Raw genomic sequence first — 24,677 nt, 5'->3', positions numbered from 1 at the left:
GCCGTCACCGCCCGCCCGTCTGCCGTGGCCCCGAAGTCGGGCCGGAGTGGCCGCTATACGGGCCGGGCCGTCGCAGGGGATGTCGGCAGTGACAGTGCCGCCTGCCGCAGGTGTTCGGCGAGTGCTTCCGTAGCCGTCGACGGTGCGCGGTCGCTGGTGCCCCAGGCGAGGAGGTGGCGGCGGCGGGCCCAGGGCTCCTGCAGTTCGCACACGTCGAGTGGTTGGCTGGGGTCGATGGCGCGGCGCGGTACGACGGCGAGCCCGACTCCGGCGGCCACGAGGCCGATGAGGACGTTGAGGTCGGCGACGCTGGTGCGGTACCGCACGGCCGGGGTGTGCGGGCCGAGATGCCTCTCGATCCAGCGCCGCAGCGAGGAGTCGGGATCGAGCCCGACGAGAGGGTGCTCAGCGGCTTCGCTGTAGGCCACCGCGGTGCGGCCCGCGAGAATCCCGCCCGCCTGGCCGATCGCCACGAGAGAGTCGTCGCCGAGGGGTTCCATGACCAGACCGCAGTCGCGGGCCTCGTCGTCGAGGACGACCCCCAGGTCCGCCTCGCCGTCGGCCAGTGTCCTGACCGTCTGCGGAGTGCGGCTCTCGGAGACCGTGACGTCGACATCGGGATGCGCCTGCAGGAACGAGACCAGGGCCTGCGGCACGAGCCGGTGCATCGCGGAGCCGCCGCCCAGCAGGGTCAGCGGAGCGCCCGGGGGCCGGGTGTAGCTCGCGACGGCGCTCTCCAGGCGTGCCGTCTGGGCCAGGACGTCGCGGGCGTGCCGGGCCAGGGCCGTCCCCGCCGGGGTGGGCCGGACCCCTCTCCGGCCGCGGATCAGCAGGGCCACGCCCGCGTGGTGCTCAAGCGAACGCACCCTGGCGCTGGCCGACGGCAGGCTCAGGTGCATCCGGCGAGCGCCCGCCGTGATCGACCCCTCCGCCACGATGCCGAGGAAGAGCCGCAGGTCGTCCAAGTCGTAACGCACCCTTCTGAGCCTATGGCACTGCCTAATGCCAGGTACGTCGATTACGCATTGTGGGCCCACCGGCCACAGGGCGATCATCGGCGGGTGTCAGAGATATTGCTCGTCCTGTTGGCAGGCGCAGGCGCCGGAGTGCTGAACGCCATTGGCGGCGGTGGCAAGTTCGTGGCGCTGCCCGCTCTGGTGGCGGCCGGCCTGCCGCCCGTCACGGCGAACGCGTCGGCCACCATCGCCCTCGTGCCCGGTGCGGTGGTCAGCGCATCGGTCTGCCGACGCGAACTCGCCCCGGTGGGCGGGGTGTCCACGAAGGCGCTGACCCTGATCAGCATGGCCGGGAGCGGAGTCGGCGCCGGGCTCATGCTGGCGCTGCCCGCGGCGTCGTTCGAGACCGCGGTGCCCTGGCTGCTGGCCTTCGCCACGCTGCTCGTGGCCTTCGGACGCCACCTTTCCCGGGCACTGAGCAACGCGCTCGACCGCCCGGTCGGCATGAGCGCGCGGGCCGTGCTGATCGGCCAGTTCGTCCTTGCCGTCTACGGCGGATACTTCGGCGGTGCCGTAGGCATCATGATGCTGGCGGTGTGGAGCGTCGGCCTCGGCCTCGACGCGGCGGTCAGCAACCCGATGCGGGTCACTCAGCTCGCGGCCATCTACGTCAGCGCGACCGTGCTCCTCCTCGTCACGTCGGACGCCCTGGGCTCTCCGCTGATCCTCGTCACGATGCTGGTCGGCGCGGCGGTGGGCGGCTTCGGCGGCGCCCACCTCGCCCGCCGCCTCCCCGCCTGGGTACTGCGGTGGCTTCTGGTGACGTCCGCCGGTACCACGACCGTCCTGTACTTCCTCCGCGGCTGACCCGGACGGCGAACTGACCCGGTAGCGGGGGTACATGGCGCGCCACCGCGTTAGGTGGTGCCCGGCCTGCGGGGCCGGGGGAGTGGCTGTGCCAACTCCGCGGGCTGCGCGCTCCGTTGAAGGGAATCCAAGAAGGTATACGTAGGGCATGAGGGCGCGCATTCGTGCATTCGTGCATGCGTCCACTCGTGCGCCCGGTGCACCGGGCGCAGCGCATCAGGGTTGAATGATCTTCCGGGCGGTAGTGATGACGGCGCCGCCGAGGTTCGGTGGTTCCGGTGGCGGAGGGAAGGTCTTCTGTAGTGCGTGCGAGACTGCGGGACCGATTGCGGTACTGGTTCGACGCGACGATGGACCGGGGGACGCCGGCCCTGATCGGCTGGCTGGGCCTGGCGTCGGTCGTGCTGATCGCCGTTGTGACCGGCCTGGTGGTTCTGCTCACCGACGAGGACACCGAGAAGAACGGCGGCTGGCTGGGCGTGGCCTGGATGAGCCTGCTGCGCACGCTCGATCCCGGCACGATGGGCGGGGACGCCGGCGGGCCGCTGTTTTTGGGCCTGATGCTGACGGTGACCATCGGCGGGATCTTCATCGTCAGTGCGCTCATCGGTGTGCTGACCACCGGTCTGGAGGCCAGGATCCAGGAGTTGCGCCGGGGCAAATCACGGCTGATCGAGCGTGGGCACACGATTGTGCTGGGCTGGTCGGAGCAAGTGTTCACGGTGATCGCGGAGTTGGTCGAGGCGAACCAGAGCGAACGGCGCTCGTGTGTCGTCATCCTCGCCGACCGGGACAAGGTCGAGATGGAGGGCGAGATCCGCAGGCGGATCCCGGAAACCGGCCGCACGCGGGTGGTCTGCCGGTCCGGCAGCCCTCTTCAGCGGGCGGATCTGGAGCTGGTGAGCCTGGACGCGGCCAAGTCCATCATGGTGTTGCCTCCCGTCGGGGACGACAGCGACACCGACGTCATCAAGGTGCTGCTGCTCCTCAACAGCCGCCGGTGGCAGGGCGCGCGCCCGCATGTCGTGGCGGCCGTGCAGAGTTCGGCCAATACGGCGGCGGCCCGGCTGGCGGCGGGTGAGACCGCTCTGGTGATCGACGCCGACGACATCGCCGTACGCCTGATCGTCCAGTCGCACCGGCAGTCCGGCCTGTCCACCGTCTTCAACGAACTGCTCAGCTTCGTCGGCAACGAGTTCTACCCCTGCACCGCGACCGCGCTGACCGGCACCACGTACGGGGAAGCACTCAACAGATTCGATCTCGGCATTCCGGCCGGCTTGCGCAGGAGCAGCGGGGAGGTTCTGGTCAACCCCCCGATGGATACGGTCATCGCCGCCGGTGACGAAGTGCTGGTGGTCGCCGAGGACGACCTCCTCATCACGCTGTCGGACACCCGGCCCCCCGTCATCGAGTCGGCGATCACCTCGTCCCCCGGCACGCTGCCGGTACCGGACCGCACGCTCGTGATCGGCTGGAACTCGCGTGCGCCCAAAATCATCAGGCTGCTCGACCGCCTGGTGGAGCCCGGTTCGCTGCTCGACATCGCGGCCTCCCGACAGCCCGAGGATGCCTTCCAGGAGCACCTGGAGAACCTCACGGTGGGCTATAAGCCCTGCAAGCCGACCCTCCGGCCCTCGCTGGAGTCGCTGGGCCTGGAGGGCTACCGCCACATCATCGTGCTGACCGACGACGACATCGACTCCGAACGGGCCGACGACCACACCCTGGTGACGCTCCTGCACCTGCGGGACATCGCGATCCGGTCCGGCACCCCGTATTCGATCGTCACCGAGATGAACAGCGACGCCAACCGTGAGATCGCCCAGGTCACCAAAGCGGACGACTTCATCGTCAGCACCAAGGTGATCAGCCTCCTGCTGACCCAACTGGTCGAGGACCGCAACCTGTACGCCGTCTTCACCGACCTCTTCGATCCGGCGGGATCGGAGATCTACCTCAAGCCCGCCTCCAGCTATCTCACGCCGGGCACAACGGCGAATTTCGCGACCGTCGTCGAGGCGGCCAGGCAGCGGGGAGAGACGGCCATCGGCTACCGGATCGCACGGCAGAGTGACGAACCTCCGGCGTACGGAGTCTTCCTCAACCCTTCCAAGACCGCGCCGTTGTCACTGGGGGAGGGCGACGCCATCGTGGTGCTCGCCGAGGACAGTGGCGTGGCCGTGCAGCTGCCGAGAGCCAGAGAGGGGCACGAAGCGGGCAGCGGCACGGCGGACGCGTCCGCGCGCCCGTAGCGGATCGGGACGGTCGCTCGCCGGAGCCGGTGCAGCGTTCCTGCGCCCGTCCTGCACGCGGCAATGCGGCGGTGGTTCGTGCTGGGCCATAATTCATCCATTGCGCAATCATGGAATCAAAGCCGAGGCGTGGGAGGGGCGTATGCGGAGGAGAGCGGCATATGGCTGAATCGCGGGGGCGGTGGCGCTGGCTCGCTGTGCCGGCCTGCGCCCTGGCCGTCTGGGCCGTGGCCCACACGGATCACACCCCACAGCATCCCGTCGCGCCCCATACGCCGGCACCCACCGCCTCCTCCTCCGCCCCGCCCGGTGCCGGCAACCACGGCACCCCCGAACCCTCCTCGTCCTACGACCCTGCCGACTACGGCCCGCAGGTCCGTAAGTACGCCGCGAAGGCCGGCATCGAGCCGCAGTTGCTGATGGCGATCCTGTACTGCGAGGCGTACAAGCCGCACGACCCGGACCTGGAGCGCGCCTGGCAGCGCTACAAGCCCGATGCGGCATTCGGCATCGCGAACATGCACCGCGCCGCCTTCGACGAGGCCCGGCGGGGACGGGATTTCGCCGGCCGGCGGTGGGACGAGCTGCCCGATGACCGGGGCCTGGCCGTTGAGGCGGCTGCCTGGCATCTGCACGACCTGGCGCGGCAGTTGCCCGCGCGGTGGCCCGCCTCGTACTCGCGCCAGGACTTGCTGGCGTTGGGCTATAACACAGGGGTGGGCAACATGCTGGCCTTCGCGCGTGGCGTGACACCCGGAGGGCAGGCCCGCTCGTATCTGGACCGTCTGCACGAGAATTGGGGCGGCGCCGGGAGAGCCGTCGCCCGCTGATCCGCGGCACGGGCATAATTTAGGCTTTGCGCAAGCCAGGAACCATGGAGATTTCCGCCGCGTTGAAGCCGAAGGACGCCGGAAGCCAGGACAGTTGTGGAGGAAGCAGATGGGTGTGGCCCTGACCAAGGGCGGCAATGTGTCGCTGGGCAAACAGGCCCCCGGCCTGACCGCGGTGAGCGTCGGGCTGGGCTGGCAGGTGGGAGCCGTCGGCGGGGCCGGTTTCGATCTGGACGCCAGTGCGCTGCTGTGTGACCAGTACGGAAAGGTCCTTTCCGACCAGCACTTCGTTTTCTTCAACAACCTCCGCAGCCCCGACGGTTCGGTGCGGCACTCGGGGAGCGAACCGAACGGCGGAAGCGGCGGGGACGACGAGCAGATCCACGTCGAACTCGGCGCAGTTCCCTCCGAGGTGGCAAAGATCGTCTTCCCGGTCTCCCTCTACGAGGCCGAGCAGCGCGGCCAGAACTTCGGCCAGGTCCGCAGTGCCCACATCCGCGTGGTCGACCGGACCAGCGGCACCGAAATCGCCCGCTACGACCTGCGGGGCGACGCCGCCACCGAGACCGCGATGGTCTTCGGTGAGCTGTACCGCCACGGCTCGGACTGGAAGTTCCGCGCCGTCGGCCAGGGCTACGCATCCGGACTCGCAGGCATCGCGCAGGACTTCGGCGTCGACGTCCTGCGTGCCGATCCGCCCGCCGCGGCCCAGCCCCCGGTTCCCGCCTCGCCCCCCGAGCCCCCCGCTCCGCCGGTAGCGGGGACCGTCAACGGCTGGGAGATGTCCGGGCAGGGCTCCGCCGCCACATCACAGCAACCGACAGGGAGTTCCCCCATGACGTGCTTCTTCGACCCCCAACACGGCCCCGGAACGGCGCCCGTGATGTGGTCCCCGCAGTGGGGTGTACCGCGTCAGATCCAGGCGTGCGGAGGCTGCGCCCAGCGTGTGCAGACCACGCCGCCGCCGTACTACACCGCGCCCCAGGCGGGGTACCCGCAGCCGGCACAGCCGGGCTACCCGCAGCCGATGCAGCAGGACTACCCGCAGCAGCAGGGCCAGCAGCAGGGGCGCCGCTTCGGCACGGGCGCGCTCATCGGGGCCGGCGCGGCCGGTCTGGTCGGCGGCGCGCTGCTCAACGAGGCGTTCGACGACGACGAGCCCGACGTGGTCGTCAACAACTACTACGAGGACTGATCAGGTATCCGACGCCCGGCCGTGGCCCCCACCTCGGCAGGCCGGGCGTTCGGCCCTCGCTCCCCGCTGATCGTCCCGGCCGCAACTGGCGCCGCGCAGGCGGCCGGTCAGAGCCGGCCGACCCCGCCGTAGTAGCCGACGCCGCGGGCGTCGCCCGGCAGCGGCCCGTCAGGACGCCAGAAGGGGACCTGCACCAGACCGGGTTCCAAGAGGTCGAAGCCGTCGAAGAAACGCAGGATCTCGGCGTGACTGCGCAGCTTCAGGGCGGCGGTGGAGCTGTTGTAGACGGCCTCGGCGTCGGTACGGTCGCGGTAGATGTCGTTGGCGGTGTGCGAGAGCATGAGATAGCTGCCGGCCGGCAGCGCGTCGCGCAGGGTGGCCACGATGCCCCAGGGGTCTTGGGCGTCGGCGATGAAGTGCGCGATGGCGACGAGGGACAGTCCCACCGGCTGGTCGAAGTCGATCACCTTGCGGACGTCGGGGTGGTCGATGATGGCCTGCGGATCGTGCAGATCGGCCATGACGATGCTGGTGTTGCCGACACCCCTGCCGGACATCAGCGCGTTGGCGTGCACATTCACGATGGGGTCGTTGTCGACGTAGGCCACCCGGACATCGGACGAGATCTCGTGCGCGACCTCGTGGACATTCGGCGAAGTGGGCAGTCCCGTGCCGATGTCGAGGATCTGCCGGATGCCGTTGCCGACCAGGAAGCGGACCGCACGCTGCATGAAGGCGCGGTTCTCCCTGACGCTCACGAGCACCTCGGGGGCGGTCTCCATGATGCGGTGAGCCGCGATCCGGTCGATCTCGTAATTGTCCTTGCCGCCCAGGAAGAAGTCGTACATGCGGGCCGGATGCGGCCTGCTGGTGTCGATCTCCTCGGCGGGGGTGCCGCGTTCGGCCATGGGAAGCGCTCCGTTCGCTGGTGCCACTCGTGTGTTCCCGGGCGCGGGTCGCCCCTCGCCCTCTCAGGACCGCACGGCCGCGGTTTCTTCTGTCCCCGGACGCGGCCGGCACGTGTGAGGAGGAGAATACTTGTTGCCGTGATCGGTGGTGCCGGAGGGATGACCACGGGGCGGCCGACGGCCAGGGGCTGGAGCAACCGCTTTCCGAGCGCTATCGCTTGTCCGGCCCGTCAGGACCGGCCCCCTGGGATGTCGGGCATCCGCAGTCCGGCGACGATCTTGTTGTAGAAAGCCATGGGTGCGTCCCCCTCGACGGCCTTCTTGGGGCCTCTCACCCAGACGTAGAGGGAGTACTCGACCTCGGAGTCCTTGGTGATGACCTTGAGTTGGAGTCCGCGGCTGAGAGTTCCTGCCGCCTCGTCGCCTCGGTCGTAGTAGTGGGCGTCGAGCGTGGAGGCAGGCCGGCCGCCGAATGCGGCGTGGTTGTTGAGTGTGTAGTGGAGGAGAGCGCGGCCGTCGGCGTGGTAGAAGCCGGTGAGGTCGTTGTCCGAGCCTTCGCCGGGTGTGGTGTCTGAGGTGTGCGGATTCCGGTAGACCTGGATCTTGAACCGGAGTCCGCTCGATGGCTTCTCCCCTACGGACGTGGTGTCGAAGTCCGGCGACTGGTACTGGACCGCGGGGTTGATGGTGTCGTTGGGCGTTCCGCGCTGGTACCCGGTTGGCGCGGGCAAGGTGACCTGCACCGCGCTGGCGTGGACCGTCTGCCAGTGCGCGGGCATTGCGGCCGGCACGTGGGGCGGGGCGTCGGACGGCAGGGTGTTCGCCAGGACCAGTGCCGCGAGCACCGCCGTTCCTGCCACGGCTGTGATCACCCGTGCCCGTACGGTGCGGTACCACGGCCGGGACACGGCCACGGCACGGGAGATCCCCGTGGTGGAGGCGGCGACGCCCGGTATCGGCGGCCGCCCGCCGGTCTGTTCCGGGACCGGCGTCTGCGCGTCCGCCACCACGCGGAGTTCTTCCCGGATCCGTGCGACGTCCGGACGCGCCGCAGGGTCCTTGTGCAGCAGTGCGGTGATCAGGGGGGTCAGCGCCCCGGCTCGCGTCGGGGGCGGCGGGCTCTCGTCGCGCACGGCAAGCATCGTCGTGACCGAACTCGACCGCCGGAAAGGCGACCAGCCCTCCACCGTGAAGAAGAGCAGCACGCCCAGTGACCACATGTCCGATGCGGCATCCGGGCGCAGGCCGGACACCCGCTCCGGCGCGATGTACTGCGGTGACCCGATGATCGCGCCGGTCTCCGTCAGCGGCGTGGCGCCCTCGACGTGGGCGATGCCGAAATCGGTGAGCAGCACCCGGCCGTCCTCGGCGAGCAGCACGTTGGCGGGCTTGACGTCGCGGTGCAGCACACCCGCCGCGTGCACCGCGGCCAGCGCCTCGATCACCGCCAGGCCGATCTTCGCCGTCTCCGGCGGGGTGAGCGTGCCCTCGTCCAGCAGGTCGGCCAGGGAACGTCCCCGCACCAACTCCATGACGAGCCAGGGCTGTCCCTCGTGCATGACGACGTCGTGCAGTGTCACGACGTTGGGGTGGGTGACGCTGGCGACGGCCCGTGCCTCCCGCAGCATCCGCTCGATGAACCGCTGGCCGTGAGATGCGGAGCGGCGGTGGGGAATCCGCGGCTCCTTCACCGCGACATCCCGGTGCACCATCTCATCGCGAGCCCGCCAGACCGTGCCCATCCCGCCATGGCCCAGCCGCTCGACGAGCCGGTACCGGCCGGCGACCGACCGGCCCTCGCCGTCCCGGCCGACGGTCCCGGCTTCCTCCGCGCATCCGTTGCCCGTGTCCAGCGTCGTTACCCCCTTGGCCGGCTGCTCGCGTACCCGAGCAATGTAATGGCTCGGGCCGGGACGCGAAGACAGCCCAGGGCGTACACGGTTGGTGGGTGTCCCGCCCTCCCCTGCCAGGAGTGAAGCCGGTTTTCGGGGCGCGCCTGAACCCTGCCGGGTTCGCCACCTGCGGTCCTTGTGGATCCTGTGATCTCACCGGTGCCGGCTTCCCCGCGCGGACTCAACGGCTGGGCCACGTCTCGTCGATGGCTTCCGGCCGGTGTTCGCGGATGGCCCGGTGCGGCCCCCTGGCGCGCAGGGTTACCGACCGATGACCGGCAGTTGTCCCGGCCCTGCGTCCCCAGCCGTATGGAACCAGTGGGACTCACGTGACGGGTTGATATATATGGGCGATGTCACAGTTGTCGGCAATACGCGAAGCGGGTCATTTACGCCTGCTGGGCCCCGTCGAATACGTCTCGGCCCAGGGCGCGGCAGGCCGCCCCGGTGCCCCGGGGCCGCAGGCCGTGCTGGCGGCACTGGCACTGCGGGCGGGAAGCCTGGTGACTCTCGACCAACTCGTCGACGGTCTCTACGCCGACGATCCGCCGGCCTCCGCCCGGCGGGTCATCGTGAACTACGTCCACCGACTGCGGGCCCACTTCAGCCAGGCGGACGCTCAAGAGGGCGGCAAAACGGGCGGCGCCGCCGTCATCGGGACCACGGCCGACGGCTACGTCCTGCGCATGCCGCCCGACCGGGTCGACGCGCTGCGGTTCGGCCGGCTCGCCGCCCGGGCCCGGCGCGAATCCGCGAGCGGCGATCCCGCCCGCGCCTGCGCCACCGTCCAGGAAGCGCTCGCCCTGTGGCGGGGACCGGCGCTCGCGGGACTGCCCGGCCCCTACGCGCAGGAGCAGCGCCGGGCCCTGTCCGAACAGCGGGCCTCCGCGGTGGAACACCACCTCGAACTGCTGCTGGCGTGCGGACGGCACGAGGAGGCGGTGCCCGGGATCCACGCCGCCCTGGAGCGGTACCCGTACCGGGAGCGGCTGCACGGCGCACTGATGCTGGCGCTGTTCCGGTCGGGACGCAGAGCCGACGCCCTGCTGGCCTACGACCGCGTCCGCCGGGCCCTCGCCGACCAGCTGGGCGTCGGCACCGGGCCCGACCTCGATGAACTGCACGCCGCGATCCTGACGGGCGACCGCACGCTCCTCGCCGTCCCCGGTGCCGCCGCAGGCCCCTCGGCCGCCGCGCAGCAGCTCGCTCCCGGGCTGCCGGTACCCGCCCAACTCCCCTCCGTTCCCTGTGACTTCACCGGCCGGCATGAAGAGATACGTACTCTGGTCGCCGCACTGAGCGGGCCCACCGCTCATCCCGTGGCGGTCATCACCGGCATGGGCGGCATCGGCAAGACGGCGCTCGCGCTGCGCGCCGGACACCAGGTCATGGAGTCCTTCCCTGACGGCCAGTTGTACGCGGACCTGCACTCGCCCTGCGGAGCGGCCGCCGACCCGGCCGATGTCCTGGCCGGCTTCCTCACCGCGCTGGGCGTGGCGCACGAGCGTCTGCCGCGCGCGGTGAGCGACCGGGCGGCGCTGTTCCGCACCCTGCTGTCGGACCGTGCCGTACTGGTGGTGCTGGACAACGCCGCCGACATCGCCCAGGTGGGGGCGCTGCTCCCGGGCGCCGACCGGTGCGCCGCACTGATTACGGCCCGTGCCCTGGCGGCGATGCCGGCCGCCGTCAAGGTACCGCTGAAGGGGCTCGCCCCCGAGGACTCGGTGGCACTGCTCGGCAAGATCGCCGGTGCCCGGCGGATCGAGAAGGAGAAGGCCGCCGTCGCCGAACTCGCCGCGGCCGGCAGCCACCTGCCCCTGGCACTGCGCGCGCTCGGCGCCCGGCTTGCGCTCCGGCCCGCCTGGAGCGTCGGCACGCTGCTGTCCCGGATGTCGGACGACACCAGGCTGCTGGGCGAACTCCGGGCGGGAGAGCTGACCGTCCAGGCCGTCTTCGAGCAGTCGTACCGCCTGCTCTCCCCCCAACAGGCCCGCGCCTTCCTGGCGTTGTCCCTCACGCACTGCGCCGAGTTCGGCGTGCAGGGGGCGGCGGCGGTCATCGGCCTGCCGGAACGGGAGGCGGAGACTGTACTGGAATCCTTGGTCGACGCGGTGCTGCTGGAGCCCGGGACGCCCGGTCGCTACCGCTACCACGACCTGATCGCGGCGTACGCGCGATCGGTGGCCAGGGCCGAGCTGAGCGAGCAGGAGCACCGCCAGGTCCTCCGCAGGGCGGCCGGCTTCCTGCGCACCGGCATCGCCAGGGCGGTCCAGGAATCCCGGCCGCCGGGCAGCCGGCAGCGCGCCCGGCTGCCGGCAGCGGAGGACGCGGCGGCCGGAGCGGCGGCGACGTGGATCCGGGACGCGTTGCCCACCGTCGCCGCGGTGGCCGGGCAGGTGGCCGGTGGCGGGGACGCGCGGGCGGTGGCGCTCGCGGTCGAGGCTCTCTCGCTCCTGCCCTGCTTCGGGGACACCTTGCCCCTCGGGGTGCTGGCACCGGCGGCCACCGCCCTGGTCCGGGCCGCGCAGGCGCACTGCCGGCCCGGTGTGGTGGACCGCGCCCGCCGCGCTGCCGAGCTGATCCACCGCCACCGCCGCGCAGGCGAGGCACCGGCCCCGCCGCGCAAAGCGCCGGAAGGCGCGGTCCCCGGCGGCCACCGGCCCGTTCCGCCGGTGCTCCAGAACACCGTGCGGCCGGCCGGCATCGACCGGGCCGGGACCTACGGGGGCCCGGCGCCCGGCTCCGTCGAAGGGGAGGCGACCGGCCGTCCGTACAAGGCGGTTGGTCTGCGCCGGACGCGCGCACCGCGGACGGATGCGGGAGCCGCGGCGACCGCCCCCGGCCGGTGACCCCGGCCGGGGGCGGCCGGCCGGGCGCCCATCCGCTGCGCACGCCCGGCCGGTGCGGCTCATCCCCTTCGGCGGGTGCACCAGTCCGCCAGTACCGGCCCGATCTGCGCCAGTTGGTCCGGCCGCGTCAGCTCACCATGGGTGCCGCGTACGGGAGTGGAGGCGAGACGGCCCGTGACGTACGGCTGCCAGTCCTGCGGCCGCTGCCTGCCCGCCATCGGGCCATCGGTGGCTTCGAAGAAGAGGACATCGCCCCGGAACCGCCGCGGCACGAAGCCGTCCTGGAGGTCGCTGTTGCGCGCGAAGACCCGGACCATGGCCGCCAGGCCCTGTTCCCCGAGCAGCGCGAGCGGCCCGCTCGCGGTGTCCGGCCGGTGTCCGAGCGAGTCGAACAACGCCCGCCGCAGTTCCTCCGCATCTTCCTCTTCCGCTCCCGGCAGCCCGCAGTCGGCCGGTGCCGGCGGGTAGCAGTCCATCAGGGCGAGCGAGCGCACCTCCTGCCCGTCCTCCTGGAGGCGTACCGCCATCTCGTGCGCGACGATCCCGCCGAACGACCAGCCGAGCAGCGAGTACGGTCCTTCCGGTGACACCGACCGGATCTGCGTGAGGTACGCCTCCACCATCTCCGTCATGCTCCGTGGAGCCGCCTGGGGGTCGGTGAGCCCGTGCGCCTGGAGGCCGTATACGGGCTGGTCGGGGGCCAGGTGGCGGAGCAGCCCCGAGTACACCCAGCTGATGCCCGCCGCCGGGTGGACGCAGAAGAGCGGCTCGGGCGGTGTGGTGCCGAGGACCCGGGTCGCCGTGCCCGCCCGTTGCGCGGAGCGCAGCGGCAGCAGCACGGCCAGGGAGTCGTCGCCGGCCGTGTCCCGCGTGAGCTCTTCGGCCAGTCCGGCGACGGTGGGGGCGTCGAACAGCGTCCGGATGCTCAGCTCCGCTCCGAGCACCGCGCGTACCTGCGCGATCAGCCGGGTCGCGAGCATGGAGTGGCCGCCCAGCGCGAAGAAGTCGTCGTCGATGCCCACCGCGGGTACGTCCAGGACCTGGGCGAACAACCCGCACAGCAGCTCCTCGTGCACCGTCCGCGGACCGCGCCGTTCCGTCGCCGCCGCGTCGTCCGGGGCCGGAAGCCTGCGCCGGTCCAGCTTCCCGCGCGAGGTCAGCGGCAGTGCGTCCAGGGACACGAAGGACGTCGGCACCATGTGGCGGGGCAGGGCCCGCGTCGCGTGGGCGCGCAGCTCCCGTGCGTCGGTCCTGCTCCCGTCGGCGGGGACCACGTAGGCCACGAGGCGGCGCTCGCCCGGCCGGTCTTCGCGGACGACGACCGTGACGTGGCCGACCGTGGGGTGCGCGGCGAGCACGGACTCCACCTCGCCCGGCTCGATCCGGAAGCCGCGGATCTTCACCTGGTCGTCGGTGCGACCCAGGTAGTCCAGCACTCCGTCGGCCCGCCACCGTGCCAGGTCCCCGGTCCGGTACATCCTCTCGCCCGGCTCCCCGAACGGGCAGGCCACGAAACGCTGCGCGGTCAGACCCGGCCGGTTCAGGTAGCCACGGGCCACGCCGGCCCCCGCCAGATACAGCTCGCCGGTCACTCCGGCGGGCAGCGGCTGCAACTGGGCGTCCAGGACGTACATCCGGATGTTGCCGAACGGCCGCCCGATCGCGGGCCGTTCGTGTTCCGCCGCGGCGAAGTGCGAGACGTACACCGTGGATTCGGTCGGTCCGTAGGTGTTGAAGGTCTCGATGCCGGGTGTGCCCCGCAGCTCGGTCCACAGGGCCTGGTCGACGGCTTCTCCGCCGAGTTCGATGATGCGGGGCCGCGAGGAGCGCTCTTCGGACAGCATCCCGGCCGTCAGCAGCTGCCGGCAGTACGTCGGCGAGAGTTCCATGTAGTCGATCGCGGCGGCCTCGATGTACTCGGCCATCGCCTCGGGGTCGCGGCGGATCTCGTCCGGGACGACGTGCAGTTCGTGGCCGCCCAGCAGCCACAGCACCGGTTCCCACGAGGAGTCGAAGGTCAGCGGTCCGGTCACCAGGGCCCGGATGCGGTGATCGCCCGCCGCTGCCCGCTGGGGCGCGAAGACCTCGTGGAGGTGGGCGTGGAGCAGGTTGCGCAGGCTGTGGTGTTCGACCGCCACGCCCTTCGGCTTCCCCGTCGATCCCGAGGTGTAGATGACGTACGCGAGGTGGTCGGGGCGCAGCGGTACGGGCCGGTCCTTGCGTTGCGGGTCGACCAGGGGGTGCAGGCCGAGGGTCTGCCGGGTGCCGGGGTCGTCGAGGGCCAGCACCTGCGGCGCGGGCACGTCGTCCGGCAGGACCGGATCGGTGGCCCGGAGGGTCGCGGTGTCGGTCAGCAGGAACGAGGGCGCGGCGTCGGCGAGCATCAGGGCGATCCGCTCTGGCGGGTACTCCGGGTCCACGGGCACGTAGCAGCCGCCCGCCTTCAGTACGGCCAGCATGGCGACCAGGTGCCGGGCCGTGCGGGGGAGCAGGGTGGCGACCCGCTGTTCGGGCCGGATGCCCTGGCCGAGCAGCAGCCAGGCCAGCCGGTTCGCCCGGGTGTTCAACTCCCGGAAGGTGAGCGCACCTTCGACGTCGGCCACCGCGGTGGCGTCGGGGGTGGCGCGTGCGTGTTCCTCGAAGACCTCGTGCGCCGGCCGGTCGTCCGGCAGCGGCCTGGCGGTGTCGTTCCATCGCTCCAGGACGCGGACCCGCTCGTCGGACGAGAGCAGGTCCACCGACCCGATGCGGGTGCCGGGGGAGTGGCTGACGGCGTCGAGGAGGCGCAGCAGCCGCCGGGCCAGGGCTTCGGCGGTCGCGTGGTCGAAGAGGTCGGCCGCGTAGTGCAGCAGGCCGTCGACGCCGCCGGGTGCGTCCGCAGCGCCGGAGCGTTCGGTGAAGACGAAGTCGAGGTCGAACTTGGTGGGGGCGGAGTGGAAGGGCTGGGGGGTGGCGGCGGTGCCGGGGAGGTCGAGGGCGGCCTCGGTGGTGTTCTGGAGGGTGAGCATGGTCTGGAAGAGGGGGTGGCGGGCCGCGGTCCGTTCCGGGTTGAGCTTCTCGACGAGCTGCTCGAAGGGGAGGTCCTGGTGGGTGAAAGCGGCCAGGTCGTGTTCCCGGACCCGGCCGATGAGTTCGGCGAAGGTGGGGTTGCCGGAGGTGTCGGTGCGCAGGACGAGGGTGTTGACGAAGAAGCCGACGACCTCGTCGAGGGCGTGGTCGGTGCGGCCCGCGGTGGGGGTGCCGAGAGGGATGTCGGTGCCGGCGCCGAGCCGGGTGAGGAGGGCGGCGAGTGCGGCCTGGAGGGTCATGAAGAGCGTGCTGCCGTGGTCGCGGGCCAGGGAGCGGAGCCGTCCGTGCAGGTCGGCGGGGAGCTGGAAGGGGATGAGTCCACCGGTGTGCGTGGGCTGCGGGGGGCGCGGCCGGTCGGCGGGGAGGGGGATCTCGGGTGGCAGGTCGCGCAGGGCCTCGGTCCAGAAGTCGGTCTGCGCGGCGCCCGTGTCGGCCAGCAGGTCGTGTTGCCACAGGGTGTAGTCGGCGTACTGGACGGTGAGCGGACGCCAGGCGGGACGGGTGCCGGTGCGGCGGGCGCGGTAGGCGGTGGAGAGGTCGCGGAGGAGGGGAGTCAGGGACCAGCCGTCGCTGGCTATGTGATGAAGCGTCAGAAGAAGAAGATGGTCGTGCGTTCCGGTGGTGAAGAGGGTGGCCCGCAGGGGCAGGTCGGTGGCGAGGTCGAAGGGTGTGAAGGCGGCGTCGTGGAAGAGGGCGGGCAGCTCCTCTTCCGTGCACGGGACGGCGGACAGCTTCACCGTCGCGGCGTGCGGGGGCAGGATGTGCTGGTGGGGTTCGCCGTTGTGGGTGGGGTAGAGGGTGCGTAGCGCCGGATGGCGGGTGACGACGTCGTTGACGGCGGCCTGCAGGGCGTCGGTGTCGACGGTGCCGTGCAGGCGGAAGGCGACCGGCGCGTTGTAGGTGGGGCCGCTCTCCAGGCGGTCGAGGAACCACAGGCGTTGCTGGGCGAAGGACAGTGGCAGGACAGGCGGGCGCGGCCGGGCGGCCAGCGCCGGGCGGGCCGTCGCTCCGCGCTCCAGCAGCTCCGCCACCCCGGTGACCGTCGGTGCACCGAAGAACTCCCTGACACCCAGTTCGACGTGGAACACGGCGCGGATCCGGCTCAGCAGCCGGGTGGCGAGCAGGGAATGGCCGCCGAGAGCGAAGAAGTTGTCCGTGACGCCCACCGCGGGCACGTCCAGGACCCGCGCGAACAGCTCGCACAGCAGCTCCTCGCGCACCGACCGGGGGCGCTGCGCCTCGCCGGCGCCGTCCCGCCCGGTACCGCCGGCCGCGGCACCGCCGTCGCGGGCCCGGCGCCGGTGCGCGTCCGTCCGGCTCAGCAGCGTCCGTTCCTGCTCGGGCGACGCGAAGATCTCCAGCGAGCCGATGGCGGCGTCCGGCGCTGCCGATGCGGCATCGAGCAGCCGGGTGAGGAGCACGGCCAGGGCTTCGGCGGTGGCCGGGTCGAAGAGATCGGTGGCGAACTGGAGGATGCCGCAGATGCCCGCGAGGCCGTCGTCGCCCTGTTCCTCGGTGAAGCTCCAGACCAGGTCGAACTTGGTGGGGGCGGTGCGGAGGGGCTCGGATGCGGGGGTGATGCCGGGGAGGTCGAGGGCGGCTCCGGTGGTGTTCTGGAGGGTGAGCATGGTCTGGAAGAGGGGGTGGCGGGCCGTGCTCCGCTCCGGGTTGACCTTCTCCACGAGCTGCTCGAAGGGCAGGTCCTGATGGCCGAAGGCCGCCAGATCGTGTTCCCGGACCCGGCTCAGGAGTTCGGCGAAGGTCGGGTCGCCCGTGGTGTCGGTGCGCAGGACGAGGGTGTTGACGAAGAAGCCGACGACCTCGTCCAGCGCATGATCGGCGCGGCCCGCGGTGGCGGTGCCGAGGGGAATGTCGGTGCCGGCGCCGAGCCGGGTGAGCAGCGCGGCGAGGCCGGCCTGGAGGGTCATGAAGAGCGTGCTGCCGTGGTCGCGGGCCAGGGAGCGGAGCCGTCCGTGCAGGTCGGCGGGGAGCCGGAAGGAGAGGAGGCCGCCGGAGTGGGTGGGCCTTGCCGGGCGCGGCCGGTCGGCGGGCAGGGCCAGTTCCGCCGGCAGGTCGCGCAGCGCCTCGGTCCAGAAGCCGGTCTGGGTGGGGCCCACGTCCGCCAGCAGGTCGCGTTGCCACAGGGTGTAGTCGGCGTACTGGACGGCGAGGGGTTCCCAGTCGGGTCCTGCCCCCGTGCGGCGCGCGCGGTAGGCGGTGGACAGATCGCGCAGCAGCGGGGTCAAGGACCAGCCGTCCGCAGCGATGTGATGCAACGTCAGCAAAAGAAGATGGTCGTCAGGGCCGGTGGTGAACAGGGTGACCCGCACCGGGAGATCGGTGGCGAGATCGAACGGGGTGAACGCGGCATCGTGGAAGAGGGTCGACAGGTCCTCTTCCGTGCAGGGCACCACGGGCACCTTCACCGTCGCCTCCTGCGGGGGCAGGACGTGCTGACGGGGCTCCCCGTTGTGCGTGGGAAAGACGGTGCGCAGTGCCGGGTGGCGGGCGACGACGTCGTTGACGGCGGCTTGCAGGGCGTCGGTGTCGAGGACGCCGTCGAGACGGAAGGCGAAGGGCGCGTTGTAGGTGGGGCTCTGCTCCAGGCGGTCGAGGAACCACAGGCGTTGCTGGGCGAACGACAGCGGCAGGACAGGAGGGTGGGGCCGGGCTGTGAGCGCCGGACGGGCCGTCGTCCCGGCCTCCAGCAGCTCCGCCACCCCTGCGACCGTCGGCGCGCCGAACAGTTCCCGCACACCCAGTTCCACACCCAGCACCGCGCGGATCCGGCTCAGCAGCTGGGCGGCCTTGAGCGAATGGCCGCCGAGGGCGAAGAAGTTGTCCGTCACGCCCACCGCCGGTACGTCCAGGACCCGTGCGAACAGCTCGCACAGCAGCTCTTCCCGCATCGACCGCGGCCCGCGCCCTTCGCCGTCCGTGCGGCCGTGACCGTTCTGCCCCCCGACACCGCCGGCGGCCCGCTCCGCGGTCGTAGGGCCTTGAGTGTGCGACATGGTGCTCCTCCCTCGGATCTGTGCGATGGATCAGTGGCCGGCGGTGGGCTGCGGCGACAGATCCCGCCAGTGCTCTTCGATGTAGTCGAGGCTCGCCTGGTAGCCGTCGGCGCCGTGCGCCACCGTCCAGCCCTGCGGAGGCTCAAGGTGCTCCGGCCAGAGGGAGTGCTGCCGGTTCTGGTTGACCAGGACGAGATATGTGCCCTCGGGGTCTTCGAAGGGGTTCGACACGGGGAGTCCTTTCGGGCCGCCGGACGCGGCCGGGAGACGGAACGGAGGACGCGGGGAGAGCCGGGCCGGTGGCTCAGACGGTGAGGCGCGGATCGGGCGCGGTGAGCGGCGCGATGTGGACCGGCAGCTGCCGCCAGATGTCGGGGGTGTAGAAGTGGCCGCCGGGCAGCACGTCGTGCCGGTACGCGCCGCGCGCGACCCGGCGCCACTGCTCTCCGGCCTCCCGCTCGATGACCTCGTCATCGGTCGCCGAGAGCATCTGCACGGGCACGCTCACCGTGGTGCCCGGCAGGTAGCGGAAGGTGTCACGGACCTGGATGTCGGCGCGCATCAGCTCCACCGCCATCTCCTGGAGACCGGGATCCGCCAGGACGTGCCCGGGGAGCAGGCCGTTGGAGCTCATCCAGTCCAGCAGCTGTGCGTCGGTGTCCTGACGCGCGGGGAACATGTCCCGCGGGGTCAGCCCGCGGTCGGGCGCATTGCACGAGGAGACCACCAGAGCCTCCGGGGCCGGGCCGGCCGCCTCCTCGATCCGCGTCGCCACGTCGAACGCCATCCAGCCGCCCATGCTGTGGCCGAACAGGACGTAAGGGCCGTCGGCCGCGGCGATCACGGCGGCGGTGGCGTCGGCAGCCAGCTCCTCCCAGTCGCTCGCGCACGGCTCCAGGAACCGGCCCTCCCGGCCCGGGTAGCAGATGGCGGTGAGGGCCACCCCGGGAGGCAGGCTGTCGCTCCAGGCGTGGTAGGGACCGGTGCCGCCGCCGCAGAAGCCCAGGCAGACGAGCGTGCGTACGGTGCGGTGGTCGGGCGGTGTGATGCGAATGACGGTGGTGTCGTGCTGTCCGGCCATCGTGGCCATCTCCCTGGGACTGTCCGGTGCCGCGAAGCGCGGCGGAACGAGGCCATCGTCACGGGCCGCGGCGCCGGAACGGCGGGCGGCGACGGGTGCGGTGGCCGGGGGCAGGGCCGGTCAGCGGCCGGCGCGCAGGCTCTCGACGTGCCGGGCCAGATCGTCGAGCCGCGGATGCCGGTAGACCTCGCGGGCCGACATGGCGACCCCGAACTTCTTCTTCAGCCGGTTCACGACCCGCAGCGCGATCAGCGAATGCCCGCCCATGGCGAAGAAGTCGTCGTCGGAGCGGATCTGCGGCCGGCCCAGGACTTCCGCCCACACGGCCGCGATCAGTGTCTCCACCTCGCCCTCCGGAACACCGCCAGGGGCCACCGGAGCCGGTTCGGGTGCGGGCAGCGCAGCGACATCGACCTTGCCGTTCACCGTCAGCGGCATCGCATCGAGCACGGTGTAGACGGCCGGCAGCATGAACTGCGGCAGAACGGCGCCCACATGGGCGCGCAGCGCGTCGGCGTCCGGGGCATCGGCGGCCGCACCGCCGTCGCCCGAGGCCGGTGCCGCGACGTAGTACGCGGCCAGCTGCTCGCCGGCGGCCGCGTTCCGGTGCAGCGTCACCACAGCCTCCGCCACCCCGGGGTGGCCGGCCAGCGACGCCTCTATCTCGCCCAACTCCACGCGGTAGCCACGGATTTTGACCTGACGGTCCGCGCGCCCCAGGTACTCGATGGAACCGTCGGCGCGGCCGCGTACCCGGTCCCCGGTGCGGTACATCCGGGTGCCGTCGGCGGCGAACGGATCGGCGACGAACCGCGCCGCGGTCAGCGCGGGCCGGTGCAGATAGCCGGTGGCGACCTGCGGTCCCGCGAGGTGCAGTTCACCCTCTTCGCCGAGCGGCACGGGCCGCAGCGCCGCGTCGAGGACGTGGGCCCGCACCCCCGGCAGGGGACGTCCGATGTGCGGAGCCGGGCCCGCGATCCAGGCCGCGGTGGCGTCCACCGTGCACTCGGTGGGCCCGTAGAGGTTGACCGCGTCGAGCCGCCCGGCCTCCCGCTCCGCCGCCAGCTCCCGCCAGGTGTGCACCGGCACCGGCTCGCCGCCCACGAACAGGCGCAGCCGCCGCCCCGCCGCCGCGCGGGCGAGCAGTTCCTCGCGCAGCAGATGCCAGTGCGACGGGGTCAGATCGAGGTCGTGCACACCGTGCTCGTCCAACACCGCCGCCAGCCGCTCCGGTTGGGTGCGCTCCGCCTCGTCCAGGACGACGAGGCTGTCGCCCCGGCACACCCGGGCCCACTGCTGGACCGAGGCGTCGAACGACATGCTGGCATTCCAGGCGACCACCCGGTGTTGCCCGTCGTAGATGCCCGCCTGCTCCAGACCGTCGACGAGCGAGGCCACCGCGCCGCGGGTGGTCTCGACGCCCTTCGGGACGCCGGTGGAGCCGGAGGTGTGGATGACGTACGCCGGGTCCTGCGCGCGGACCTGCACGGGCGGCGTCGCGGCGGCGTCCGGGGCCGCCGGAGTCAGCGTGACGGGGAGGGAGAGGACGTCGCGCGGCCACGCCGGGCCGCCGTCGTCGGTCAGCACCACCTCGACACCCGCGTCACGGGCCATCGCGTGCAGGCGCTCCGGCGGATACGCCGGGTCCAGCGGGACGTACGCGGCGCCCGCCCGCCAGACGGCGAGCAGCGCGACGACGAGCCGGGTGCCCCGGGGCAGGCTGACCCCGACGTGCCGGCCGGGCGCGGCGCCGTGTCCGGCCAGCACCCGGGCCAACCGGGCGGACTGCCGGTCGAGTTCGGCGAAGGTCAGCGGGTCGGGATGGCGGACGGCGTGGCGGTCCGGAGTGGCCGCAACGGCCTGCTGGAAGCGGACCAGCAGGTCGGTGGCGGGGCCCGGTGCGGTGTGGCGGGGGCCTTCGAGGAGCTCGGTCATGCCGTCCGGCCCCCTCGTGCGGCGGGGGACACGGTGGGCCGGCAGTCCGCGAGATCCACCGGGTCGCCCATGGCGACGACGATGCGGCGGTCACCCCGGAAGGGGTCACGGCCGTGCGTGGTCAGCACGTTGTCGACCAGCATCACGTCGCCGGGCCGCCACGGAGCGCGCCGCGTCGCCGTTTCGTAGGCGGCGTTGACAGCATCCAGCTCGTCGCGGGTCAGCGGCTCGCCGTCACCGAGGCCCGTCTCGAAGGGCAGCCCGTCAGGACCGAACTCGTCCAGCAACGCCTCGCGCAGTTCCTCGTCCAGCGACCAGGAGCTCCAGAACGCCATGTGGTTGAACCACACTTCCTCGCCCGTCGAGGGATGCCGGATGATCCCGGGACGCAACTGCCGGGTCCGCAGCCCGTCCGACGCATCCCACTCGCAGGAGATGAGATTGTCCGCGCAGTACCGTTCGGCCTGCTCCCGGGATTCGGCGGCGAACGCGGTGCGCCAGTCCAGCGAGATGTGCTCCGAGTACGTGCGGGTCAGCAGCCAGCCCGCGGCGCGCATCCGTGCGACGAGCGCCGGCGGGATCAGGCGGAGCACCTCGCGGCAGTCGGCGACCGGCGTCGCGCCGCCCTCATCCGGCGCCGTCAGGCAGCCGAACAGGAGCAGTCCGGGAAAGGTCAGCGTGTAGCTGTTCTCGTTGTGCATCCGGATCGGCTGGTTCGGCGGCAGATCGGTGGAGGAGAAGACATCGTTGCCGTAACTGCTGCGCGGGGTGGCCTTTTCACGGTACGGAGTGCGCTGCGGGACGAGGACGTCGCGTATCTTCGCGAAGTCGTCGACATCCTCGACGGGCAGGCCCCGCAGATACAGGGCGCCGTAGCGGTGCAGCGCCGTGCGCAACTCCGCCTGGACCGAGACCAGCCACGCGGCCGCCTCCGCCGCGTCGGCACACCGCGGGACCTGTGCGGTCGCCGGCCGGCCGGTTTCGTGGATCCACACGGGTGCGTCCGCGGTGACGGACCGGGAAGAACTCATGACCGTCCCCTGCCTCTCGTGCCGAATCCGACGGATTTTCTCCTGCGCCCGGTGCGGCCGCCCCACCCGGTGTCGTGCTGCCCCCGAGGCAGCAGGGCGGCGGCGCGCGCGGAGCCGGGGAGAGGTAACAGCGACAGGGATTCCTTCATTTCCAGTTCCTTTCGATGGCTTTCAGAATTCCTTCGGGCGCATTCTTATGCGTATTCCTTCCGGGCTCCTGGCGGGTGCGCGGAAAGTATTCGCCGGAACTCTCACGGCGACGCGATTCACGGTGTCACCGGAAAGGACACGGCACCAAGACCGTTCCGGGGATGGTGTTCGCGCCTGTCGCATAAAGGAGAGGGGATCAATCGGACGTTTCGGGTCTCGACTGGTCGGACCGTTTCAGTCCGCTTCCGCCGCCGTCACCGGTGCCGGCAGGTCCCGACGGGAACGGATCGGCGCACCGCACAGGATCAGCGCCGCCAGCGGCATGCCCGAGGTCAGCAGCCACATCGTCGGGCGCACCCCCAGCAGCGTCCCGAGCGCCCCGGCCAGCAGCGCACCCAGCGGCAGCGTCCCGTAGTTGAGGAACGAGGAACAGGCGGTGACCCGGCCGAGCACGTCCGAAGGGCAATACCCCTGGAGGAACCCCGCCTTGACGATGTTGCCCGCCACCACCCCGAGCGAGACCGCCCCGTAGCCGATGACGAAGAACGCCAGCCCGGCGCCGTCCCGGGCCAGCGCCATCAGCGGGGCGAGCACCGGCACCCCCAGCTCGAACAGCAGCAGGGCCCGCGCGGTGCCGATACCGGCCGCGACCCGGCGCACCAGCAGCGCCCCCAGGACACCGCCCGCACCCCCGATTCCCACCAGCACGCCCACCGCGCCGGATGACAGACCGACCTCGCGCACCAGGAAGAGCACGAGCAGGGCCTGAAAGCCGCCCAGCACGAGGTTCGAGCAGGCGCCGAAAAGCGTCAGGCTGCGCAGATACGGATCGCGGGCGACCAGCAGCACCCCCGCCCGTACGCCCTCGGCCAGCGGCTCCCGTGGCCCCGGCCCGGACGGCGCCGCTTCCCGGTGCCGGATGCGGGCCACGCAGACGAACGAGACGAGGAAGGTCACCGCGTTGGTCAGCAGCCCCCCGACGGCACCGGCGGCCTGTCCGATCAGCCCTCCGGAGCCGGTGCCGGCGATCTGTGCGGCGGCCGCGCTCCCGTGCAGCTTCGCGTTCCCCTCGGCCTGGTCCGCAGTGTCGAGCAGGGACGGCAGATAGGCGGTGTAGGCGGTCTGGAAGAAGACCGCCGCCGTTCCGGCGAGCAGCGCGACCACCAGCAGCTGGCCGATGCCGAGAGCACCGAGCCAGGCAGCGGCCGGCACGCTGAGGAACAGCGCACACGAGACGGCATCGCACACCAGCATCACCGTCCGGCGGCGCAGCCGGTCCACCCAGACACCGGCCGGCAGCCCGATGACCAGCCAGGGCACCCAGGACGCGGCATTGAGCACGCTCACCGCGAACGTCCCGGCGTGCAGCACGGATACGGCCGTCAGGGGCAGCAGCACGCTCGTCACGGACGCGCCGAACTTGCCGGCGGTCTCCCCGTACCACAGCTGCCGGAAGTCCCGGTGCCGGCGCAGCAGTCCGCCGCGGGCGGCGCGGGTCACCGGGTTCACCGCCATCGGTGCGCTCCCGGCCGTTCCGCGTTGACTCGCTGTTGATCACGCATGGATAACGTGCCTTCCGATCGGGGGATATCTCTCATGCGGGAGAGGGACGATGAACACATCGACATCACTCGGGCAATCGGAACTGAGCGACCACGCCACCCGCGTATTCGCTTATGCAGCACAGCGCTCCATCTGCAGCGCTGAAGAACTCACCGCCATCGGGCTCGACAGCGCGGACACCGAGCGCGCGGTCAAGGAACTCGTGGAAATGCGGCTGCTGTGCCGTGCCGAAGGCGGCGCAGGCTGGCTCACGGTGGTCTCGCCCCGGATCGCCGCCGAACGCCTGCTGCGTCCCCTGGAACGCGGCGCCCGCGAGCAGTACGAGGAGATCGAGCGGCTCCAGAGAGTGTTCGTCTCGCTCCTGCCCACCTACGAAGCAGCGCGCGCCTGGTACGCGGAAGCCGAACCGATCGAGCTGATCACGGACTTGAGGACCGTTCAGGAAACCATCGAGGACCTGACGGACGGCGCACGCGAGGAAGTGCTCACCGTCCAGCCGGGCGGCGCCAGATCCGCCCGCGTGCTCGAAGAGGCGGCGTCCCGCGACAGACGGATGCTCGCCCGCGGCGTGGTCATGCGCACGCTTTACCAGCATCCGGCCCGCTACGACCAGCCGACCATCGACCACGTCGGGCACATGATGAGTCTGGGGGCCGAGGTGCGGACCCGGACCGACGGCCTGTGCCGGATGCTGGTCTTCGACCAGCGGGTGGCCGTGCTGGCACTGCGGGACGACCCGGAGGCCGCGCTGGTGGTGCGCGAGCCCCATATGGTCCACTACACACGGGTGTTGTTCGACTTCCTGTGGCGCGGTGCCTCGCCCTTCCCGGTCACGTTCGACACCGCCACCGCGGTCCGGATCTCCGGCGAGATCCAGAAGTCGATCGTCGTGATGCTGTCCGAGGGGCTGGAGGACAAGTCGATCGCGCGACGCCTGGGCATGTCCCTCCGCAGCTGCCAGCGTCACACCTCGGAGATCATGAAGGCGGTCGGAGCGAAGAGCCGGTTCCAGGCCGGATACGAGCTCGGACGGCTGCACGCCGCCGAACAGCACCGGCAGTGACCCGGAGGGCGGCCACCGC

The 24,677-nt window shown here is 71.6% G+C and carries 14 protein-coding genes and 1 pseudogene; 6 read left to right on the top strand and 9 right to left on the bottom strand.

All coding sequences use genetic code 11. The features are described 5' to 3' along the window. Window positions 1–53: 53 nt before the first annotated feature. Window positions 54–977, bottom strand: a complete 924-nt coding sequence (locus LIU39_RS15750) for a LysR family transcriptional regulator (RefSeq protein ID WP_227047341.1) — start codon at window positions 975–977, stop codon at window positions 54–56. 84 nt (window positions 978–1,061) lie between these two features. Here LIU39_RS15750 and LIU39_RS15745 point away from each other — a divergent pair, with 84 nt between their 5' ends. From LIU39_RS15745 to LIU39_RS15730, 4 genes and pseudogenes are all read left to right on the top strand, one after another. Continuing rightward, complete coding sequence (locus LIU39_RS15745) at window positions 1,062–1,823, top strand: sulfite exporter TauE/SafE family protein (RefSeq protein WP_227047340.1); 762 nt, start codon at window positions 1,062–1,064, stop codon at window positions 1,821–1,823. A gap of 302 nt (window positions 1,824–2,125) precedes the next feature. Continuing rightward, a complete protein-coding gene (locus tag LIU39_RS15740) occupies window positions 2,126–4,078 on the top strand; it encodes a CASTOR/POLLUX-related putative ion channel (RefSeq protein WP_227047339.1) in 1,953 nt (650 codons plus the stop codon). A gap of 161 nt (window positions 4,079–4,239) precedes the next feature. After that, on the top strand, window positions 4,240–4,908 hold the full coding sequence (locus LIU39_RS15735) for a lysozyme family protein (protein WP_227047338.1): 669 nt from the start codon (window positions 4,240–4,242) through the stop codon (window positions 4,906–4,908). Window positions 4,909–5,017: 109 nt separating this feature from the next. Then, a pseudogene (locus LIU39_RS15730) lies at window positions 5,018–5,590 on the top strand (TerD family protein); the annotation flags it as partial. Between the two features lie 620 nt (window positions 5,591–6,210). Here the strand turns inward: LIU39_RS15730 and LIU39_RS15725 are convergent. Both LIU39_RS15725 and LIU39_RS35580 read right to left on the bottom strand, forming a co-directional pair. After that, window positions 6,211–7,011: an SAM-dependent methyltransferase gene (locus tag LIU39_RS15725; RefSeq protein ID WP_227047337.1), complete on the bottom strand. Its 801-nt coding sequence runs from the start codon at window positions 7,009–7,011 to the stop codon at window positions 6,211–6,213. A gap of 230 nt (window positions 7,012–7,241) precedes the next feature. Then, on the bottom strand, window positions 7,242–8,864 hold the full coding sequence (locus tag LIU39_RS35580) for a serine/threonine-protein kinase (RefSeq protein ID WP_372463911.1): 1,623 nt from the start codon (window positions 8,862–8,864) through the stop codon (window positions 7,242–7,244). A gap of 392 nt (window positions 8,865–9,256) precedes the next feature. On the opposite strand from LIU39_RS35580, the gene LIU39_RS15715 reads away from it, so the two are divergent. Next, window positions 9,257–11,752 (top strand): AfsR/SARP family transcriptional regulator, encoded by a 2,496-nt coding sequence (locus LIU39_RS15715; RefSeq protein WP_227047336.1) that lies wholly within the window; start codon window positions 9,257–9,259, stop codon window positions 11,750–11,752. A gap of 59 nt (window positions 11,753–11,811) precedes the next feature. On the opposite strand, the gene LIU39_RS15710 is transcribed toward LIU39_RS15715, so the two are convergent. The 6 genes from LIU39_RS15710 to LIU39_RS15685 all read right to left on the bottom strand — a co-directional run bounded on the left by LIU39_RS15710 (window position 11,812) and on the right by LIU39_RS15685 (window position 23,547). Continuing rightward, window positions 11,812–17,835, bottom strand: coding sequence for a non-ribosomal peptide synthetase (locus LIU39_RS15710; RefSeq protein WP_227047335.1), 6,024 nt, complete (start codon window positions 17,833–17,835; stop codon window positions 11,812–11,814). 30 nt (window positions 17,836–17,865) lie between these two features. Continuing rightward, the gene (locus tag LIU39_RS15705; RefSeq protein ID WP_227047334.1) at window positions 17,866–18,066 is read right to left on the bottom strand and encodes an MbtH family protein; all 201 of its coding nucleotides are present in this window, start codon (window positions 18,064–18,066) and stop codon (window positions 17,866–17,868) included. 73 nt (window positions 18,067–18,139) lie between these two features. Then, on the bottom strand, window positions 18,140–18,916 hold the full coding sequence (locus LIU39_RS15700) for a thioesterase II family protein (RefSeq protein WP_227047333.1): 777 nt from the start codon (window positions 18,914–18,916) through the stop codon (window positions 18,140–18,142). Window positions 18,917–19,036: 120 nt separating this feature from the next. Further along, window positions 19,037–20,851: a non-ribosomal peptide synthetase gene (locus LIU39_RS15695; RefSeq protein WP_227047332.1), complete on the bottom strand. Its 1,815-nt coding sequence runs from the start codon at window positions 20,849–20,851 to the stop codon at window positions 19,037–19,039. Beyond that, a complete protein-coding gene (locus tag LIU39_RS15690) occupies window positions 20,848–21,882 on the bottom strand; it encodes a TauD/TfdA family dioxygenase (RefSeq protein ID WP_227047331.1) in 1,035 nt (344 codons plus the stop codon). The genes LIU39_RS15695 and LIU39_RS15690 overlap by 4 nt, the downstream gene beginning before the upstream one ends. A gap of 384 nt (window positions 21,883–22,266) precedes the next feature. Then, a complete protein-coding gene (locus LIU39_RS15685) occupies window positions 22,267–23,547 on the bottom strand; it encodes an MFS transporter (protein ID WP_227047330.1) in 1,281 nt (426 codons plus the stop codon). Window positions 23,548–23,644: 97 nt separating this feature from the next. Between LIU39_RS15685 and LIU39_RS15680 the strand changes: the two genes are divergently transcribed. After that, the gene (locus LIU39_RS15680) at window positions 23,645–24,658 is read left to right on the top strand and encodes a helix-turn-helix domain-containing protein (RefSeq protein ID WP_227047329.1); all 1,014 of its coding nucleotides are present in this window, start codon (window positions 23,645–23,647) and stop codon (window positions 24,656–24,658) included. Window positions 24,659–24,677 lie beyond the last annotated feature (19 nt).

This window comes from Streptomyces pinistramenti, assembly GCF_020564935.1.
GTDB lineage: Bacteria > Actinomycetota > Actinomycetes > Streptomycetales > Streptomycetaceae > Streptomyces > Streptomyces pinistramenti.
The sequence above is the reverse complement of the archived record's forward strand: the minus strand, read 5'-3'. Positions and strand labels throughout refer to the sequence as shown.

Excerpts from the sequence above, each read along its gene's own strand:
- LIU39_RS15735 (WP_227047338.1), top strand. The coding sequence starts at position 4,240 with ATGGCTGAATCGCGGGGGCGGTGGCGCTGGCTCGCTGTGCCGGCCTGC.
- LIU39_RS15725 (WP_227047337.1), bottom strand. The coding sequence starts at position 7,011 with ATGGCCGAACGCGGCACCCCCGCCGAGGAGATCGACACCAGCAGGCCG.
- LIU39_RS15715 (WP_227047336.1), top strand. The coding sequence starts at position 9,257 with ATGTCACAGTTGTCGGCAATACGCGAAGCGGGTCATTTACGCCTGCTG.
- LIU39_RS15710 (WP_227047335.1), bottom strand. The coding sequence starts at position 17,835 with ATGTCGCACACTCAAGGCCCTACGACCGCGGAGCGGGCCGCCGGCGGT.
- LIU39_RS15700 (WP_227047333.1), bottom strand. The coding sequence starts at position 18,916 with ATGGCCGGACAGCACGACACCACCGTCATTCGCATCACACCGCCCGAC.
- LIU39_RS15695 (WP_227047332.1), bottom strand. The coding sequence starts at position 20,851 with ATGACCGAGCTCCTCGAAGGCCCCCGCCACACCGCACCGGGCCCCGCC.
- LIU39_RS15690 (WP_227047331.1), bottom strand. The coding sequence starts at position 21,882 with ATGAGTTCTTCCCGGTCCGTCACCGCGGACGCACCCGTGTGGATCCAC.
- LIU39_RS15685 (WP_227047330.1), bottom strand. The coding sequence starts at position 23,547 with ATGGCGGTGAACCCGGTGACCCGCGCCGCCCGCGGCGGACTGCTGCGC.
- LIU39_RS15680 (WP_227047329.1), top strand. The coding sequence starts at position 23,645 with ATGAACACATCGACATCACTCGGGCAATCGGAACTGAGCGACCACGCC.